General features: G+C 72.7%; 16 protein-coding genes. 8 read left to right on the top strand and 8 right to left on the bottom strand.

The features are described from left to right. Positions 1-25: 25 nt before the first annotated feature. Positions 26-847, top strand: a complete 822-nt coding sequence (gene prcA, locus M8C17_RS02870) for a proteasome subunit alpha (protein WP_252414687.1) — start codon at positions 26-28, stop codon at positions 845-847. Between the two features lie 64 nt (positions 848-911). On the opposite strand, the gene M8C17_RS02865 is transcribed toward prcA, so the two are convergent. From M8C17_RS02865 to rfbB, 6 genes are read right to left on the bottom strand one after another with little or no spacing between them, the layout of a single operon-like run. Beyond that, positions 912-1,940: a glycosyltransferase family 2 protein gene (locus M8C17_RS02865; protein WP_252414685.1), complete on the bottom strand. Its 1,029-nt coding sequence runs from the start codon at positions 1,938-1,940 to the stop codon at positions 912-914. Next, positions 1,937-3,247, bottom strand: a complete 1,311-nt coding sequence (locus M8C17_RS02860) for a polysaccharide biosynthesis protein (RefSeq protein ID WP_252414684.1) — start codon at positions 3,245-3,247, stop codon at positions 1,937-1,939. Before M8C17_RS02860 ends, M8C17_RS02865 begins: the two co-directional genes overlap by 4 nt. Then, complete coding sequence (locus tag M8C17_RS02855) at positions 3,244-3,945, bottom strand: glycosyltransferase family 2 protein (protein ID WP_252414682.1); 702 nt, start codon at positions 3,943-3,945, stop codon at positions 3,244-3,246. The genes M8C17_RS02860 and M8C17_RS02855 overlap by 4 nt, the downstream gene beginning before the upstream one ends. Further along, entirely contained in the window at positions 3,938-4,309 is a 372-nt protein-coding gene (locus tag M8C17_RS02850) for a DUF2304 domain-containing protein (RefSeq protein WP_252414680.1), read from the bottom strand. Before M8C17_RS02850 ends, M8C17_RS02855 begins: the two co-directional genes overlap by 8 nt. After that, positions 4,306-5,193: a dTDP-4-dehydrorhamnose reductase gene (gene rfbD / locus M8C17_RS02845; protein ID WP_252414678.1), complete on the bottom strand. Its 888-nt coding sequence runs from the start codon at positions 5,191-5,193 to the stop codon at positions 4,306-4,308. The genes M8C17_RS02850 and rfbD overlap by 4 nt, the downstream gene beginning before the upstream one ends. Continuing rightward, positions 5,190-6,191, bottom strand: coding sequence for a dTDP-glucose 4,6-dehydratase (gene rfbB / locus M8C17_RS02840; protein WP_252414676.1), 1,002 nt, complete (start codon positions 6,189-6,191; stop codon positions 5,190-5,192). Before rfbB ends, rfbD begins: the two co-directional genes overlap by 4 nt. A gap of 88 nt (positions 6,192-6,279) precedes the next feature. Between rfbB and rfbA the strand changes: the two genes are divergently transcribed. The 5 genes from rfbA (at position 6,280) to M8C17_RS02815 (ending at position 10,847) form a co-directional block, all read left to right on the top strand. Beyond that, entirely contained in the window at positions 6,280-7,170 is an 891-nt protein-coding gene (gene rfbA, locus M8C17_RS02835) for a glucose-1-phosphate thymidylyltransferase RfbA (protein ID WP_252414674.1), read from the top strand. After that, positions 7,167-7,790, top strand: a complete 624-nt coding sequence (gene rfbC / locus M8C17_RS02830) for a dTDP-4-dehydrorhamnose 3,5-epimerase (protein WP_252414672.1) — start codon at positions 7,167-7,169, stop codon at positions 7,788-7,790. The genes rfbA and rfbC overlap by 4 nt, the downstream gene beginning before the upstream one ends. Before the next feature lie 68 nt (positions 7,791-7,858). Beyond that, positions 7,859-9,217 carry a Pup--protein ligase gene (gene pafA / locus M8C17_RS02825; RefSeq protein ID WP_074309747.1) on the top strand — a complete coding sequence of 453 codons (1,359 nt, stop codon included), beginning with the start codon at positions 7,859-7,861 and terminating at the stop codon, positions 9,215-9,217. 67 nt (positions 9,218-9,284) lie between these two features. Next, a complete protein-coding gene (locus M8C17_RS02820; protein ID WP_252414671.1) occupies positions 9,285-9,479 on the top strand; it encodes a hypothetical protein in 195 nt (64 codons plus the stop codon). 222 nt (positions 9,480-9,701) lie between these two features. Then, positions 9,702-10,847, top strand: coding sequence for an oxalate decarboxylase family bicupin (locus M8C17_RS02815; RefSeq protein WP_252414669.1), 1,146 nt, complete (start codon positions 9,702-9,704; stop codon positions 10,845-10,847). A 6-nt stretch (positions 10,848-10,853) separates the two neighbouring features. On the opposite strand, the gene M8C17_RS02810 is transcribed toward M8C17_RS02815, so the two are convergent. Both M8C17_RS02810 and M8C17_RS02805 read right to left on the bottom strand, forming a co-directional pair. Next, on the bottom strand, positions 10,854-11,939 hold the full coding sequence (locus M8C17_RS02810) for a DUF3866 family protein (protein WP_252414667.1): 1,086 nt from the start codon (positions 11,937-11,939) through the stop codon (positions 10,854-10,856). 58 nt (positions 11,940-11,997) lie between these two features. Continuing rightward, on the bottom strand, positions 11,998-12,999 hold the full coding sequence (locus M8C17_RS02805) for a cation diffusion facilitator family transporter (RefSeq protein ID WP_252414665.1): 1,002 nt from the start codon (positions 12,997-12,999) through the stop codon (positions 11,998-12,000). 127 nt (positions 13,000-13,126) lie between these two features. Here M8C17_RS02805 and M8C17_RS02800 point away from each other — a divergent pair, with 127 nt between their 5' ends. Together M8C17_RS02800 and M8C17_RS02795 are read left to right on the top strand one after the other, a co-directional pair. After that, positions 13,127-14,125 (top strand): YafY family protein, encoded by a 999-nt coding sequence (locus M8C17_RS02800; protein WP_252414663.1) that lies wholly within the window; start codon positions 13,127-13,129, stop codon positions 14,123-14,125. Then, positions 14,122-15,219 (top strand): YafY family protein, encoded by a 1,098-nt coding sequence (locus M8C17_RS02795; protein ID WP_252414661.1) that lies wholly within the window; start codon positions 14,122-14,124, stop codon positions 15,217-15,219. Before M8C17_RS02800 ends, M8C17_RS02795 begins: the two co-directional genes overlap by 4 nt. Positions 15,220-15,228: the final 9 nt, after the last annotated feature.

Here is a 15,228-nt window from a genome sequence, read left to right as displayed (position 1 = left end):
CAGCGCCGTAAGGAGAACCGCCGCCGTGGCCATGCAGTTCTACGCCTCGCCCGAACAGATCATGCGCGACCGCTCCGAGCTGGCCCGCAAGGGCATCGCCCGGGGGCGCAGCGCCGTGGTCCTGAGCTACTCCGGTGGGGTGCTCTTCGCCGCGGAGAATCTCTCCAGCGCCCTGCACAAGGTCAGCGAGATCTACGACCGGATCGGCTTCGCCGCGGTGGGCCGGTACAACGAGTTCGAGAACCTACGGCGGGCCGGCGTGCGGATGGCCGACCTGAACGGGCTCAGCTACGACCGTCGGGACGTAACCGGCCGGGCGCTGGCCAACGCGTTCGCGCAGACCCTGGGCGCGATCTTCACCGAGCAGTCGAAGCCGTTCGAGGTGGAGATCTGCGTGGCGGAGGTCGGGGCCACGGCCGCCGACGACGAGTTGTACCGGCTCACCTACGACGGCTCGGTCAACGACGAGCCGGGGCGGATGGCGATGGGCGGGCAGGCCGAGGCGATCACCGGCGTGCTGAAGGCGAACCACCGGCCGGACATGTCGCTCGGCGAGGCGGTGAAGGTCGCGATGCAGGCGCTGAGCAGCGTCGGCGGCGAGGGCGGCGCCGCCCGGACGATCGCCGCGAACCAGCTCGAGGTGGCGGTGCTGGACCGCCAGCGTGTGGGCCGGACGTTCCGGCGGATCACCGGGGCCGCGCTGACCGCGTTGCTGGACGGGGAGGCGGCGCCACCGGCCAGCGACGCGCCGGACACGCCGAGCGTGCCGACCGGCGAGGCCGGTAAGCCGACGAGTTCCGCGGGCTCCGCGGACCTGGAGGATCGGCCGGGCCAGGCCGACCTCTGATCGTGAGACAGAAGCGCCGGGGCCCGCGGAAGCGGTCCCCGGCGCTCGCGTCTGCGGGGGTTGGTCAGCGGCGCTGCAGCAGCGGCCGGGCCAGTGCCCAGTAGGCGGCGGCGACCGCGTTGAACACGCCCATCCCGGGAGGCGAGTCGACGTTCGACGGGGCGACCCGGGCGGTCATCAGCTCCGCGATCACGCCGTCGGGCACGGTGCGCTCGCTCTGCAGCTGACGTCGACGGGCGCCGACCCAGGCCCGGTTGCGCCACAGCCAACCCCAGCCGCGGGTCTTCTGCCTGGTCCAGCCGCCCGCGAGTGCGGCGGCGAGCATGGCGGCCTCGGTGAGCAGCAGCATCGGGGCGAGCACCACCAGCGTCCGGGTCTGGTACGCGGTGAGCAGGGTGACGAGGCGGTTGCGTTCCACCAGGTAGAGCTTCAGGTCGTTGCGGGAGAACTCGTAGTGGTGCCGCACGACGGCGTCCGGGACGTACTCCAGGCGCAGGCCGCGCTGCCAGAGCCGCAGGCTGAGCTCGGTGTCCTCGTGGTAGGCGAAGTACTCGGCGGCGAAGCCGTCGAGTTCCTGCCACCGCTGCCGGCTGATCACGAAGCAGCAGCCGCTGAGCGAGGGGACGCTGGTCCGGCGGGCGTGGGCGGTGGCTGGTTCGCCGTTGCCGCCGGCCCAGGACAGCCCGGTGAAGTGCAGCGGGTTGCCGGAGGTGTTGATCAGCTCGGGGGTGTCGGCGAGCCGGATCGAGGCCATGGCGGCGCCGACGCCCGGTTCGGCGGCCACGGCGACGGTCTTGGCGAGGGCGTCCGGGGCGACGACGGCGTCGGAGTTGACGAAGGCGAGCCAGTCGCCGGTGGCCTCGGCGGCGCCGACGCGGCAGCCGCCGGAGTAGCCGGTGTTCTGTTCGGGACGGACGACCCGGACCTGGGGGAAGCCCTTGACGATGTCGATGCCGTCGCCGGTGCAACCGTTGTCGACGACGATCAGCTCGATCTCGACGTCGGTGCTGGCCAGCACGGCCCGGGCGGCGTCGACCAGGTACGGTTCGGCGCCGTAGGCGAGCATCACCGCGGTCACCTGTGGGCGGGTCATCGGATGCCTCCGGATACGGCAGGGGCGACGGCGTCGTCCAGCGGCCGGGTGGGGGTGGGGGCGCGGCGGGTGCTGCCGCGCAGCAGCACCGCCATCGTGGCGGCCACGACGACGGAGCCGATGGTGTAGGCCAGCTCGACCCGGAGGATCACCGGGGCCGGGAGCAACGTCACGACGATCAGGGCGGCGACGCCGGCGACCCAGGCGATTGCCTGGGCGCGGTGCCGGTCGAGGGCGAGCAGGGCCTGGCCGAGGACCATCGCCCACAGGTAGGCGAGGGTGGCGACGGCCAGCCAGGCGAAGTCGCTGTGGCCCAGGACGCCGGGGGCGTCGAAGAGGGTGCGGACCAGCCAGGGACCGACCAGAACGGCGCCGAGAGCCCCGGTGAGGCCGAGCGCGGTGACGATGCCGAGCGCGCGGCGCAGCAGGCTGTGGAAGCCGGCCTGGTCGCCGGTGGTGGCGGTGGTGGCCAGGCCGGGCAGCAGTGACGCCTGCATCGAGCCGAAGACGAACAGCGGGATGCGGACCAGCACGAGGGCGGAGAGCAGCGCGCCAGCGGCGGCGACGTCGTCGGGGGCGAGCAGCTTGACGTTGATGACGCCGACGTTGACCACGACCTGGGAGAGCAGGCTGGACACGATGAGCAGGCCGAGCCCGCGCAGCAGCGTGCCCCAGGCGACGGGCGTGCCGCCGCCAATGGTGCGGAGCACCGGCGGCAGGGTGAGCAGGACGCTGACCAGCGGCGCGGCGACCAGCACCAGCCCGTACCAGACGGGGGAGGTCACCCCGGCGAGCCCGAGCAGGGCGACCAGGATGATGCGCAGCCCGCCGTCGATGCCGAGCTGGGTGCCGTACCAGGGGAAGAGTTGCAGGCCGGAGAGGACGCCGCGGGTGGAGTAGGCGACGGCCATCGCGGCGAGCGCGCCGACCAGCACGACGACCATGGTGCCGTCGCCGGCGAAGAGCCGGTCGGCGATCAGCTGACGGCCAGCGGTGACGGCGAGCACCAGTACGCCGAGCAGCGCGGCGGCGATGGCGACGCCGCGGGCCAGGACCGGGCCCGGGGGCAGGCCCTGGCTGTGGCGGGCGGCGACGACCCGGGCGACTTCCTGCTCGACGGGCATGAAGACGCCGATGCCGAGAGTGAAGACGATCGACCAGAGCACCGACAGGGAGTTGTAGTCGGCTTCGGTGAGGCTGTGGCCGGCGACCGCGAGGTGGACGTACGAGGCGAGGCCGAGAAGACCCAGCCCGGCACCAACAGCGATGGTGCCGGGCGGGATCAGGCGCAGCAGGCGACGGATCACCGGCGGATGAGCGCCAGCGTGAGGACGGCGAACGCGCGACCGAGGTAGATCATCGCCTTGGCGGGGGAGTGGCTGGGCGTGCCGGCCATCCGCTTGCGCATGGCGACGGGCACCTGGCGGATGCGGAAGCCCCGCCGGGCGGTGTGCACGAGGGTCTCCACCGTGTCGCCGAGGTACTCGGCCGGGTACCAGCCGGCGAACATCTCGATGACGCGCCGGTTGGCGGCCCGGAAACCCGAGGTGGTGTCGGTGAGCTTGGTGCGGGCGACGCGGGACAGCACGGCGGAGAGCATCACCATCGCCCAGCGGCGGGGGCCGCGGACGTTGTAGTCGCCCTCGCCGGCGAACCGGGCGCCGATGACCAGGTCGCTGTCCTCGAGGAGGTCCACGAGCTTCGGCACGTACCGGGGGTCGTGCTGACCATCGGCGTCGATCTGGATGGCGACGTCGTAGTCGTGGTCGCGGGCGTAGCGGTAGCCGAGACGCATGGCGCCACCGACGCCGAGGTTGTACGGCAGCTTGGCGACGCGGGCGCCGGCGGCGGCCGCGACGGCCGCGGTGCGGTCGGTGGAGCCGTCGTCGACGACGAGCACGTCGACGCCGGGCAGCTCGCCCCGGACCTCGCCGACCACGTCGGCAATGGAGCCCGACTCGTTCAGGGCCGGGATGATGATCAAGGTGCGCTTGCCGTTAACCATCGCTGGACACCAGTTCGTCTCGGGCCGCCCGGTCCGCGTCGATCTGCGCGCGGAGCAGGGCGAAGTCTTCGGCCAGGGTGCGGGTCTCCTCTTCCAGGGCGCTGACCTCCCAGCTCAGGTGCACACACACCAGCAGCAGGAAGACGATGCCGAGGAAGAGCACGAGGCTGACACCGGAGGCGACGCCGAGGAGTTCGGCGACGTTGTCGAGCAGCCGGGGGAACAGGGACAGCGGAATCACGATGATCAGCACGGCGAGCCAGAGCATGCCGTACTTCTCGCGCAGCTGACGACGGCGCAGCAGCTCGACGATGGTGGCGAGCAGCAGCAGGCCGGTCAGGCCGGTGACGAGGGTGAGCTTCATGCGACCTTCCACGGGGCGGGTGGAGCGGGGGAGTCGAACGCGTCAACCAGGCTGGTGTGCCAGTCCGGAAGCGGCGGCAGACCTGCGGCCGCCCAGCGGCTGTGCCCTAGCACACTGTACGCCGGGCGGGCAGCGGGACGGGGATACCGGTCGCTGGTGGTGGGTCGGATCCGGTCCGGGTCGAGCCCGGCCAGCGCGAATGTGGCCCGGGCCAGCCCGTACCAGGTCGTCTGGCCGGCGCAGGTGCCGTGGTAGACGCCCGGAGCCGCGCTGCCGGCCACCGCCGCGTCGGCGAGCGCGACCAACCGCTCGGCGAGGGCGTAGGACCAGGTGGGCTGACCGTGCTGGTCGTCGACCACGTCGAGATGCTCACGCTGCGTGGCGAGCCGGAGCATCGTGGCCACGAAGTTCGGCCCGTGCGCGCCGTACAGCCAGGCGGTGCGGACCACGTACCCGGTGTCGGGCAGCAGCCGGGCGACGGCCTGCTCGCCGACCAGCTTGCCGCGGCCGTAGGCGTTGATCGGCGCGGTGGGCGCGTCCTCCGGGTAGGGGGTGTGCGCGTCGCCGGCGAGGACGTAGTCGGTGGAGACCTGGATCAGCCGCGCTCCGCCGGTCGCGCACGCCGCGGCGAGGTTCGCCGGGCCCGCGCCGTTGACGGCGGTGGCCGCGGCCTCGTCGGTCTCGGCGCCGTCGACGTTGGTCCACGCCGCCGCGTTGATCACGACGTCGTGCCCGGCCACCGCGGCGTCGACCGCGGTGGGGTCGGTGATGTCCAGGTCGGCGCGGGTGGCGGCGGTCACCTTCAGGTCGGGCCGGGCCGCCAGCACGGCGACCAGGTCCCGGCCGAGCATCCCGCCGGCACCGGTGACGAGCAGCCGGGTCATGCGGTCGGTGCGGACTTGAGGGGCTCCCACCAGGTGCGGTTGTCCCGGTACCAGCGGACGGTGTCGGCGAGGCCGTGGTCGAGGTCGATGCTGGGGGCGTAGCCGAGTTCCTGGCTGATCTTGGTGATGTCCAGGGAGTAGCGGCGGTCGTGGCCCTTGCGGTCGGCGACGGGTACGACGCGGTCCCAGTCGGCGTCGCAGGCTTGCAGGAGTCGGCCGGTGAGGTCCTTGTTGGTCAGCTCGGTGCCGCCGCCGATGTTGTAGACCTCGCCGGCGCGGCCTTTCTGCTGGACCAGGGCGATGCCGCGGCAGTGGTCGTGCACGTGCAGCCAGTCGCGGATGTTGCCGCCGTCGCCGTAGAGGGGGACGGTGGCGCCGTCGAGGAGGTTGGTGACGAACAGGGGGATGAGTTTCTCGGGGTACTGGTAGGGGCCGTAGTTGTTGGAGCAGCGGGTGACGACCACGTCCATGCCGTGGGTGCGGTGATAGGCCAGGGCGAGCAGGTCGGAGCCGGCTTTGGACGCCGAGTACGGCGAGTTGGGTGCCAGGGGCCAGGTTTCGGTCCAGGAACCTTCGTCGATGGAGCCGTAGACCTCGTCGGTGGAGACGTGCACGAAGCGGCTGGTGCGGTGGCGCAGGGCGGCGTCGAGCAGGGTCTGGGTGCCCAGGACGTTGGTGGTGACGAACGGCGCGGCGCCGGCGATGGACCGGTCGACGTGTGACTCGGCGGCGAAGTGCACGATCACGTCGTGCTCGGCGACGACCTGGTCGACCAGGGCGGGGTCGCAGATGTCGCCCTGCACGAACCGTAGCCGGGGGTCGTTCTGGACCGGGGCCAGGTTCGCCCGGTTACCCGAGTAGGTCAGCAGATCGAGCACGGTCACTGCCGCCGGTTCGAGCGGTGGTACGCCCTCGGCGCTGCCCAGGGGCTTGCCCAGCAGCAGACGAACGTACTCCGACCCGATGAATCCGGCTCCGCCGGTGACGAGGATCCTCACGGGTCCGGAAGTGTACGCGAAGTTTCGCCCCAGGCGGGAGACGCGACCCCCGCGCACGTTGCGTAGCCGTCCCGGTAGGCTCCCCCGGGTGCGTGGAATCCTACTTGCCGGTGGCACCGGATCGCGGCTCTGGCCGATCACCCGTGCGGTGTCGAAGCAGCTGATGCCGGTCTTCGACAAGCCGATGGTCTACTACCCCCTCTCCACCCTGATGATGTCCGGGGTCCGGGAGATCCTGGTGATCACCACCCCGGAGGACCAGGACCAGTTCCGTCGGCTGCTCGGCGACGGCAGCCAGTTCGGGCTGCGGCTGGAGTACGTCAGCCAGGAGCGCCCGGAGGGCATCGCGCAGGCGTTCATCCTCGGGGCCGACTTCATCGGCGACGAGTCGGTGGCGCTGATCCTCGGCGACAACATCTTCCACGGCGTCGGTCTGGGCCGGCAGCTCGCCGACCACGGTGACCTGGTCGGCGGCCGGGTCTTCGCCTACCAGGTGGCGAACCCGCAGGAGTACGGCGTGGTCGACTTCGACGCTGAGGGCCGGGTGCTCTCGATCGAGGAGAAGCCGGCCCGGCCGAAGTCCCGCTTCGCCGTGCCCGGCCTGTACTTCTACGACAACCGTGTGGTCGACATCTCCCGCAAGCTCACCCCGAGCGCCCGCGGCGAGCTGGAGATCACGGCGGTCAACGAGGTGTACCGGGAGACCGGGGAGCTGTCGGTGACCGTCCTGGACCGGGGCACCGCCTGGCTGGACACCGGCACGTTCACCTCGATGATGCAGGCCGCCGAGTTCGTCCGGGTGGTCGAGGAGCGGCAGGGCCTGAAGATCGGCTGTGTCGAGGAGGTGGCCTGGCGGGCCGGCCTGATCGACGACGCCCAGCTGCGCGCGCTGGCCGAGCCGCTGACCAAGAGCGGCTACGGCGACTACCTGCTCGGTCTGCTGGCCGAGAAGAGCGGCGGCGACGGGGGAGCCTGGTGAAGATCCGGGAGCTGAGCATCGAGGGCGCCTGGGAGATCACCCCGCAGCAGCACGGCGACCCGCGCGGCATGTTCATGGAGTGGTACCGCTTCGACCGGCTGGCCGAGGCGGTGGGGCACCCGCTGCGGTTGGCCCAGGCCAACCTGTCGGTCTCGGCGCGCGGCGTGGTGCGCGGCATCCACTTCGCCGACGTCCCGCCGGGGCAGGCCAAGTACGTCACCTGCGTACGCGGCGCGGTGCTCGACGTCGTGGTGGACCTGCGGGTGGGCTCGCCCACCTTCGGCCGGTGGGAGGGCGTCCGCCTGGACGACACCGACCGCCGGGCGGTCTACCTCAGCGAAGGGCTGGGGCACGGCTTCTGCGCGCTGACCGACGACGCGACGTTGAGCTACCTCTGCTCGGCCACCTACAACCCGACGGGCGAGCACGCCGTGCACCCGCTGGACGAGGAACTGGCCATCGAGTGGCCGGCCGACGTCCCGCTGCTGTCCGCCCGCGACGACGCGGCGCCGACGCTGGCGCAGGCCCGCGAGCGCGGGCTGTTGCCCGAGTACGACAGCTGCCGGCAGTTCGTGGCGAGCATCGGCCCGGACGGAATGTCGCACTCAGCCGGTATGTGACCGCCCCCGGGGCACGACCTGTGGTGTGACAGTGACGAACGGGGCCTCCGGGCGGCTAATGTCACACCATGGAGCGGCGAATCTTCGGCCTCGAGACCGAGTACGGCGTCACCTGCACCTATCGCGGGCAGCGGCGGCTGTCCCCGGACGAGGTCGCGCGGTATCTGTTCCGTCGCGTGGTGTCCTGGGGTCGGTCGAGCAACGTGTTCCTGCGCAATGGGGCCCGGCTCTACCTGGACGTCGGGTCGCACCCGGAGTACGCCACTCCGGAGTGCGACTCGGTGACCGACCTGGTCGCGCACGACCGGGCCGGCGAGCGGATCCTGGAGGGCCTGCTCGTCGACGCGGAGAAGCGGCTGCACGACGAGGGCATCGCGGGTGAGATCTACCTGTTCAAGAACAACACCGACTCGGCCGGCAACTCGTACGGCTGCCACGAGAACTACCTGGTCTCCCGGCACGGCGAGTTCGGCCGGCTCGCCGACGTACTCATCCCGTTCCTGGTCACCCGGCAGTTGATCTGCGGGGCTGGCAAGGTCCTGCAGACCCCGCGTGGGGCGGTCTACTGCCTGTCGCAGCGGGCCGAGCACATCTGGGAGGGCGTCTCCTCGGCGACCACCCGCAGCCGTCCGATCATCAACACCCGGGACGAGCCGCACGCCGACGCCGAGCGCTACCGGCGGCTGCACGTGATCGTCGGTGACTCCAACATGAACGAGGTCACCACGCTGCTCAAGGTCGGCACGGCCGACATCGTGCTGCGGATGATCGAGGCCGGGGTGGTGATGCGCGACCTGTCGCTGGAGAACCCGATCCGGGCGATCCGGGAGGTGTCGCACGACATCACCGGCCGGCGCAAGGTCCGGTTGGCCTCCGGCAAGGAGGTCAGCGCCCTGGACATCCAGCAGGAATACCTGGCCAAGGCCACCGAGTTCGTGGAGCGCCGTGGCGGCGACCAGGCCGCCAAGCGGGTTGTCGAGCTGTGGGGGCGGGTGCTCAACGCGGTGGAGACCGGAGACCTGGAGCCGGTCTCCCGCGAGATCGACTGGGTCAGCAAACTGCGGCTGATCGAGCGCTACCAGCGCAAGCACGACCTGCCGCTGTCGCACCCGCGGGTGGCGCAGATGGACCTGGCCTACCACGACGTGCGCCGCGGTCGCGGCCTCTACGGGCTGCTGGAGCGCCGCGGTGAGGTCGACCGGGTGGCGACCGACCCGGAGATCTTCGAGGCCAAGGAGACCCCGCCGCAGACCACCCGGGCCCGGCTGCGCGGCGAGTTCATCCGGCACGCCCAGGAGAAGCGGCGGGACTTCACCGTCGACTGGGTGCACCTGAAGCTCAACGACCAGGCCCAGCGCACCGTGCTCTGCAAGGACCCGTTCCGGGCGTACGACGAGCGGGTGGAGCGGCTGATCGCCAGCATGTGACCGGTGTGCCGGCCCCGACGGTGCTGTGCGCCGGCGGGGCCGGCGCTTTCGGTACGCTGGGCGCGCCATGACGACTTCTGGACCTTCCGACCGCCCCGAGCGCGGCGCCGAGCGGCAGAACTGGGTCGAACGCCGCCGGGACAAGATCCGCGCCGAGATCGACCGCAACCGGCGCGGCGAGTACACCGTGCCGACGTGGGTGCTCGCCCTGGCGCTGGTGCTGATCGTGGGCGGCTGGCTCGCCCTGATCTTCCTCGCCTGATTCCCTCGCCGGTCTCGACGACCGGCACTTCCGTACACCTCCGGCGGCCCGCCATGCCCGGGCCGCCTCACCGTCGCTGCTCCCGTGCCCGACGACTGGCCTCGCCGGGCCACCGCTGGCCCGACGGGGCCCTCGGGTCGGGTAAGCGCGGCCGGTCTCCGGACGCCCGCAGCGCGGAGCCGCCCGGGTGGCAACGGGCAGGTCCGACGGAGGGAGCGAATGATGACGGGCGGCGGAACGGCGGCGCCACAGCCGCAGCGGGGGCAGGCCGGCTGGCAGGATCCCGGGCCGCGTGACGTGGTCCGGGACCGGCAGAACCCGGATCTGCTGACCCCACCGAGCACGGACGCGGGCACGCTGCCCAACCTGCGGTTCTCCTTCTCCGACGCGCACACCCGCGTGCAGCGCGGCGGTTGGACCCGCGAGGTCACGGTGCGGGAGCTGCCCATCGCCACCGAGCTCTGCGGTGTGGACATGGCGCTGGAGCCGGGCGGGTACCGGGAGATGCACTGGCACAAACAGTCCGAGTGGGCGTACGTGTCGCAGGGCAGCGCCCGGATCAGCGCGGTCGACCAGGAGGGCCGCAACTTCCTCGACGACGTACGCGCCGGGGACCTGTGGTTCTTTCCGCAGGGGGTGCCGCACCACATCCAGGCCCTCGACGAGGGGGTGGAGTTCCTCCTGGTCTTCGACGACGGAGCGTTCACCGAGAACGGCACGTTCCTGATCAGCGACTACTTCGCGCACACACCGAAGGACGTGCTGGCGAAGAACTTCGGCTGGCGGCCCGAGCAGCTCGACACGATCCCGGAGCGGGAGAAGTACATCTTCGCCGGGGAGGTGCCGCCGCCGCTGGACCAGGACCGGGTGATGAGCCCGACCGGAGACGTGCCCCGCTCGCTGAGCCATCGGCTGCTCGCGCAGAAGCCGCAGCGCTTCCCGGGCGGTCAGGTGCGCATCGCCGACGTGACCCAGTTCGCCGCGTCCACCACCATCTGCGCGGCCCTGGTGGAGGTCGACCCGGGTGGCATGCGTGAGCTGCACTGGCATCCCACCGACGACGAGTGGCAGTACTACCTGTCCGGTCACGGCCGGATGGGTGTGTTCGCCAGCCAGGGGGTGGCCGGCACCTTCGACATGCGCTCCGGTGACGTCGGGTACGTGCCGTTCGCGTACGGCCACTACATCGAGAACCTCGGCGACGAGCCGCTGGTCTTCCTGGAGATGTTCCGCAAGCCCCGGTTCGAGTCCGTCTCGCTGACCCAGTGGATGGCGAACACCCCGGCCCAGGTCAGCGCGGACACTCTCAACCTGCCCCGGGAGTTGATCGAAGCCCTGCCCCGCGACCAGCGCCCCGTGATCCGCTGACCCCGGTCAGGGCAGCAGGGTCGTGGCGTGGCGGCCGGCCGCGGCGGCGGCCAGGAAGTAGGCGTGGTCGGCGTCGAGGCCACGGCCCATCGTGGACAGCGGCACCGTGCTGGCGCGCAGTGCGGCGTCGAGGCCGCCGGTGGGCACCCGGACGATCCGGTGCCGGGCCGCCAGCGGGGCCAGCGCCGCGTCGACCTCGGCGGCCAGCGCCGGGTCCAGGTCGTCGGGCAGCACCAGCTCCGCCGGGGCGAGCGCCACCCGGCCGTACGCGGTGAGGCTGTGGTGGGACACGCCGCGGTGCCGGGGACGGGGGTCGGCGGCGGAGATCCGCAGCGACCCGACCGGCCGGCCGCCCAGCGTGGCGATCGCGTTGACCGCCTCGCCGACGGCGACTCCGGAGAAGCCCCACCGGGTGCCGGTGCCGAGGTTGCCGGGCCCCTGGGCGACCACGGCCACGTCGGCGCGCAGCACGTACCGGGCGGCGAGCAGGCCGCCGTGCAGCCCGGTGGCCTCCAGGTCGCCGCCGAACGCCTGACCGACGGTGATCGTGCCGGCGAGGTCGGTGCGCAGCCCGGCCAGGGTGCGGGAGAACCAGGCCGGCAGCGCCCCGCCGTCGGTGAGCAGGTACGCCACCCGGGCGTGCGGGGCGTCGGCGCGGATGCCGGCCAGGATCGCCGGCAGGGCCGAGTGCAGGTCGGCGGTGACCACCGGCATTCCGCCGAGGTCGTCGGCGTCGGCGAGCACGTCCCGGTGCGGGGACGCCTCCTCGTCGACGCCGAGCAGGATCGGTTGCAGCGGGGTGTAGCGGGCCTTGACGAGGTGCCCGGCGTCGCGGGTGTCGGCGGAGACCGGCGGGTCGGGCGGCAGCCGGTCCGGCAGTGCCACCACCAGGGCATACCCGCCGGTGCCCAGTCCCATCAGCAGCGCACCGGCGTTGAGCAGCACCCGGTCGCCGGGCTCGGGTGTGCCGACCAGCTCCGGGTAGGCCAGCGCCCGCATGCGGGTGCCGTCGGGCAGGTCGACGTCGAGCTCCATCGCCCCGGTCCACTGCCGTCGCAGCGCCGCCACCGTCCCCGCCCGCCATCGCACCATGACGGGCACGCTAGCCGCGCCGGCCCGGCGTCCCGCGCCCGGGTGGTCCGGGCGTGGCTCAGGTCTGGTCGGGTGTGCCGCCGGCGTCCGGGCTGGGGCTGGCCTGGACGTCGCGGGTCCGGCCGCTGGCGCCGGGCAGCGAACGGGTGGGGTCGAGGAAGACGTACCGGACCTCCGGGTACCGCCCGGTGAGCCGCCGTTCGGCCTCGTCGGCGGTGGCCTCGATGGCCGCGCCGGTGGCCTCGTCACGGAAGTCGACCTTCGCGGCGACGAGAATGTCGTCCGGGCCGAGCTGCATGGTCAGCAGGGTGTCGATCCGCTCCACCTCGGGCAGGCTGGCCAGCTCCTGCTCGATCTCGTGGCGCAGCCGCTCGGGGACCGCCCGCCCGACCAGCAGTGACAGGTTGTTGCTGGCGAGGATCCCGGCGACCGTCAGCAGCAGCAGCCCGATCAGGATCGACGCGACGCCGTCCCACATCTCGTCGCCGGTGGCCTGGGACAGGCCCACGCCGAGCCCGGCCAGCAGCAGACCGATCAGCGCCGCGCTGTCCTCCAGGAAGACGGCCTTGACGGTGGTGTCGCCGGTCAGCCGCAGGAACCGCCGCGGGGTCGTCCTCCAGCGCCGGGACTCGCCCCGGACCTGCCGCACGGCCCGGGCCAGCGAGATCGACTCGATGACGAAGGACACCCCCAGCACGATGTAGGAGATCAGGTAGTCGCCGCTGTGCTGGTGCACCAGGATCGTGGTGACGCCGTGGGTGACGGCGAAACCGGCGCCGGCGACGAAGGTGAACATGGCGGCGAAGAAGGCCCAGACGTAGCTCTCCTTGCCGTACCCGAACGGGTGCCGGGTGTCCGCCGGGCGCGCGCCCCGACGCAGCGCCTGGAAGAGCAGCACCTCGGTGGTGGTGTCGGCGACCGAGTGCGCCGCTTCGGAGAGCATCGCCGCGGAGCCGGAGATCAGCCCGGCGATCAGCTTGGCCACCGCGATGGCGAGGTTGGCGGCCCCGGCGACGACCACGGTGCCGACGCTCTCGGTCTTGACGTCCGGTTGCGACATGAGGGTCACCATATGACCGGTGGCGGCGCCCCGCCGGGCGAGCGGCCCGGACACCCGGATCCGAACAGATGTGCGGCACGCCCGCGTGGGTGCACGTCCCCGGCGCGTCGGCTGCTAGCGTCTACCCGTGTCGCGGACCCGCACCGAACGCCTGGTCAACCTGGTGATCTGCCTGCTGTCCACGCGACGGTTCCTGACCGCCGCGCAGATCGCCGCGACCGTTCCCGGCTACGAGCACGATCCGGACGACGCGCGCGACCACGAGGCGTTCCAGCGCAAGTTCGAGCGGGACAAGGCCGAGCTGCGCGAGCTGGGTGTGCCGCTGGAGACCGGGACGGCCAGCGTCTTCGACGCCGAGCCCGGCTACCGCATCGCCCACCGGGAGTACGCGCTGCCCGACATCCCCCTCGAACCGGACGAGGCCGCCGCCGTCGGCATCGCCGCGCGGCTGTGGCAGCACGCCGGGCTCGCCGCCGCCGCGTCCTCCGGGCTGGCCAAGTTGCGCGCCGCCGGCGTGGACGTGGACCCGCAGGCCACCCTGGGCCTGGAGCCGATGGTCACCGTCGACCCGGCGTTCGGCCCCCTGACCGCCGCCGCGCGCGATCGCCGCGAGGTGGGCTTCGACTACCGGGTGCCCGACCGGGACGCGCCCAGCCGCCGCAGGCTGCAGCCGTGGGGTGTGGTCTGCTGGCGCGGCCGGTGGTATGTGGTCGGCCACGACCTGGACCGGGCGGCGACCCGCTGCTTCCGGCTGTCCCGGGTGGTCGGCGCGGTCCGGGTGACCGGCACGCCCGGTGCCTACGAGCCTCCGGCCGGCGTCGACCTGATCAGCCACGTGGCCCGCTGGTCCGGCCCGGTGGAGCGCACCGGCCGGGCCACCGTGCTGGCCGCGCCCGGCCGCGCCGCCGGGCTGCGCCGCTGGGCCGTCGAGGTGATCGCCGGGCCGGACGGCGACCGGCTGGTCCTGCCCTACGCCGACGCGGACGGGCTGGCCGGCCACCTCGTCGGTTACGGCCCGGACGTGCGGGTGCTCGACCCGCCGGAGGTCCGCGAGGCAGTCATCCAACGCCTCAAGGAGATCGCCGCCCGGCATGACGACCTGGCCGTCGCGGGGGGTGCCCGGTGACGCGGCCGGCCGCCCGTGGTGGTTCCCGGGCCTCGGCCGACCGTCTGGCGCGGCTGCTGAACCTGGTGCCCTACCTGCTGGCCCGCCCGGGGATCGAGATCGCGGAGGCCGCCGGCGACCTGGGTGTCACCGAGCGGCAGTTGCGGGAGGATCTGGAGCTGCTCTGGGTGTGCGGGCTGCCCGGCTACGGCCCCGGCGACCTGATCGACATGGCCTTCGACGGTGACCGGGTGACCATCACCTACGACGCCGGCATCGACCGGCCGCTGCGGCTCACCCCCGACGAGGCACTAGCGCTCGTGGTGGCGCTGCGGATGCTCGCCGAGACACCGGGGGTGGCCAACCGGGAAGCCGTCGAGCGGGCCCTCGCGAAGATCGAGGACGCCGCCGGGGATCTGGTGGGCGCGCCGGTGGCGGTCCGGCTGCCGGGGGACACCCGGCGGGTGGAGGCGCTGCGCGCCGCCGTCGAGGGCGGCCGGGCGCTGCGGATCACCTACTACACGGCGGCCCGCGACGAGACCACCGACCGGGTCATCGACCCGCTGCGGATGCTGATGGTCGGCGGCCGGGCGTACGTGGAGGCGTGGTGTCGCCGCGCCGAGGCGGTCCGGCTGTTCCGGGCCGACCGGATCGACGCGATCACCGAGCTGGACGAGCCGGCCGTCGTGCCGCCGCAGGCCGTCCCGCACGACCTCACCGAGGGCGTCTTCCGTCCCTCGCCCGACCTGCCGCTGATCACGCTGCGGATCGCCCGCAGCGAGCGGTGGATCACCGAGTACTACCCGTGCGAGCGGGTGGAGGCCGGCGACGGCGACCAGTGGCTGGTCTCGCTGCGGGTGACCGATCTGGGGTGGGCCCGCCGGTTCGTGCTCGGCCTCGGCCCGGACGTCACCGTGGTGGCCCCGGTCGAGCTGGCCGAGCAGGTCCGGGCGACTGCCGCTGCCGCGCTGGACGCGTACGCCGTGCCGGCGCCCACCGCCGCGCCTAGGCGGCCCGGTGCCGACGCGGTGACACCTGAGTCCGTGACGCCCGGGGCGTCGGGCGGGTCGGTGGCGGCGTCGGGCGACCCGGCGGTGGCCGGCCGCACCCAGTAGGCTGAGCGC

Origin of the sequence: Micromonospora sp. RHAY321, assembly GCF_023896955.1 — a bacterium.
Taxonomy (GTDB): Bacteria; Actinomycetota; Actinomycetes; order Mycobacteriales; family Micromonosporaceae; genus Micromonospora.
The sequence above is the reverse complement of the archived record's forward strand: the minus strand, read 5'-3'. Positions and strand labels throughout refer to the sequence as shown.

Coding starts and splice junctions, on each gene's coding strand:
- M8C17_RS02865 (WP_252414685.1), bottom strand. CDS start 1,940: ATGACCCGCCCACAGGTGACCGCGGTGATGCTCGCCTACGGCGCCGAA.
- M8C17_RS02855 (WP_252414682.1), bottom strand. CDS start 3,945: ATGGTTAACGGCAAGCGCACCTTGATCATCATCCCGGCCCTGAACGAG.
- M8C17_RS02850 (WP_252414680.1), bottom strand. CDS start 4,309: ATGAAGCTCACCCTCGTCACCGGCCTGACCGGCCTGCTGCTGCTCGCC.
- rfbD (WP_252414678.1), bottom strand. CDS start 5,193: ATGACCCGGCTGCTCGTCACCGGTGCCGGCGGGATGCTCGGCCGGGAC.
- pafA (WP_074309747.1), top strand. CDS start 7,859: ATGGAGCGGCGAATCTTCGGCCTCGAGACCGAGTACGGCGTCACCTGC.
- M8C17_RS02820 (WP_252414671.1), top strand. CDS start 9,285: ATGACGACTTCTGGACCTTCCGACCGCCCCGAGCGCGGCGCCGAGCGG.
- M8C17_RS02815 (WP_252414669.1), top strand. CDS start 9,702: ATGACGGGCGGCGGAACGGCGGCGCCACAGCCGCAGCGGGGGCAGGCC.
- M8C17_RS02810 (WP_252414667.1), bottom strand. CDS start 11,939: ATGGTGCGATGGCGGGCGGGGACGGTGGCGGCGCTGCGACGGCAGTGG.
- M8C17_RS02805 (WP_252414665.1), bottom strand. CDS start 12,999: ATGTCGCAACCGGACGTCAAGACCGAGAGCGTCGGCACCGTGGTCGTC.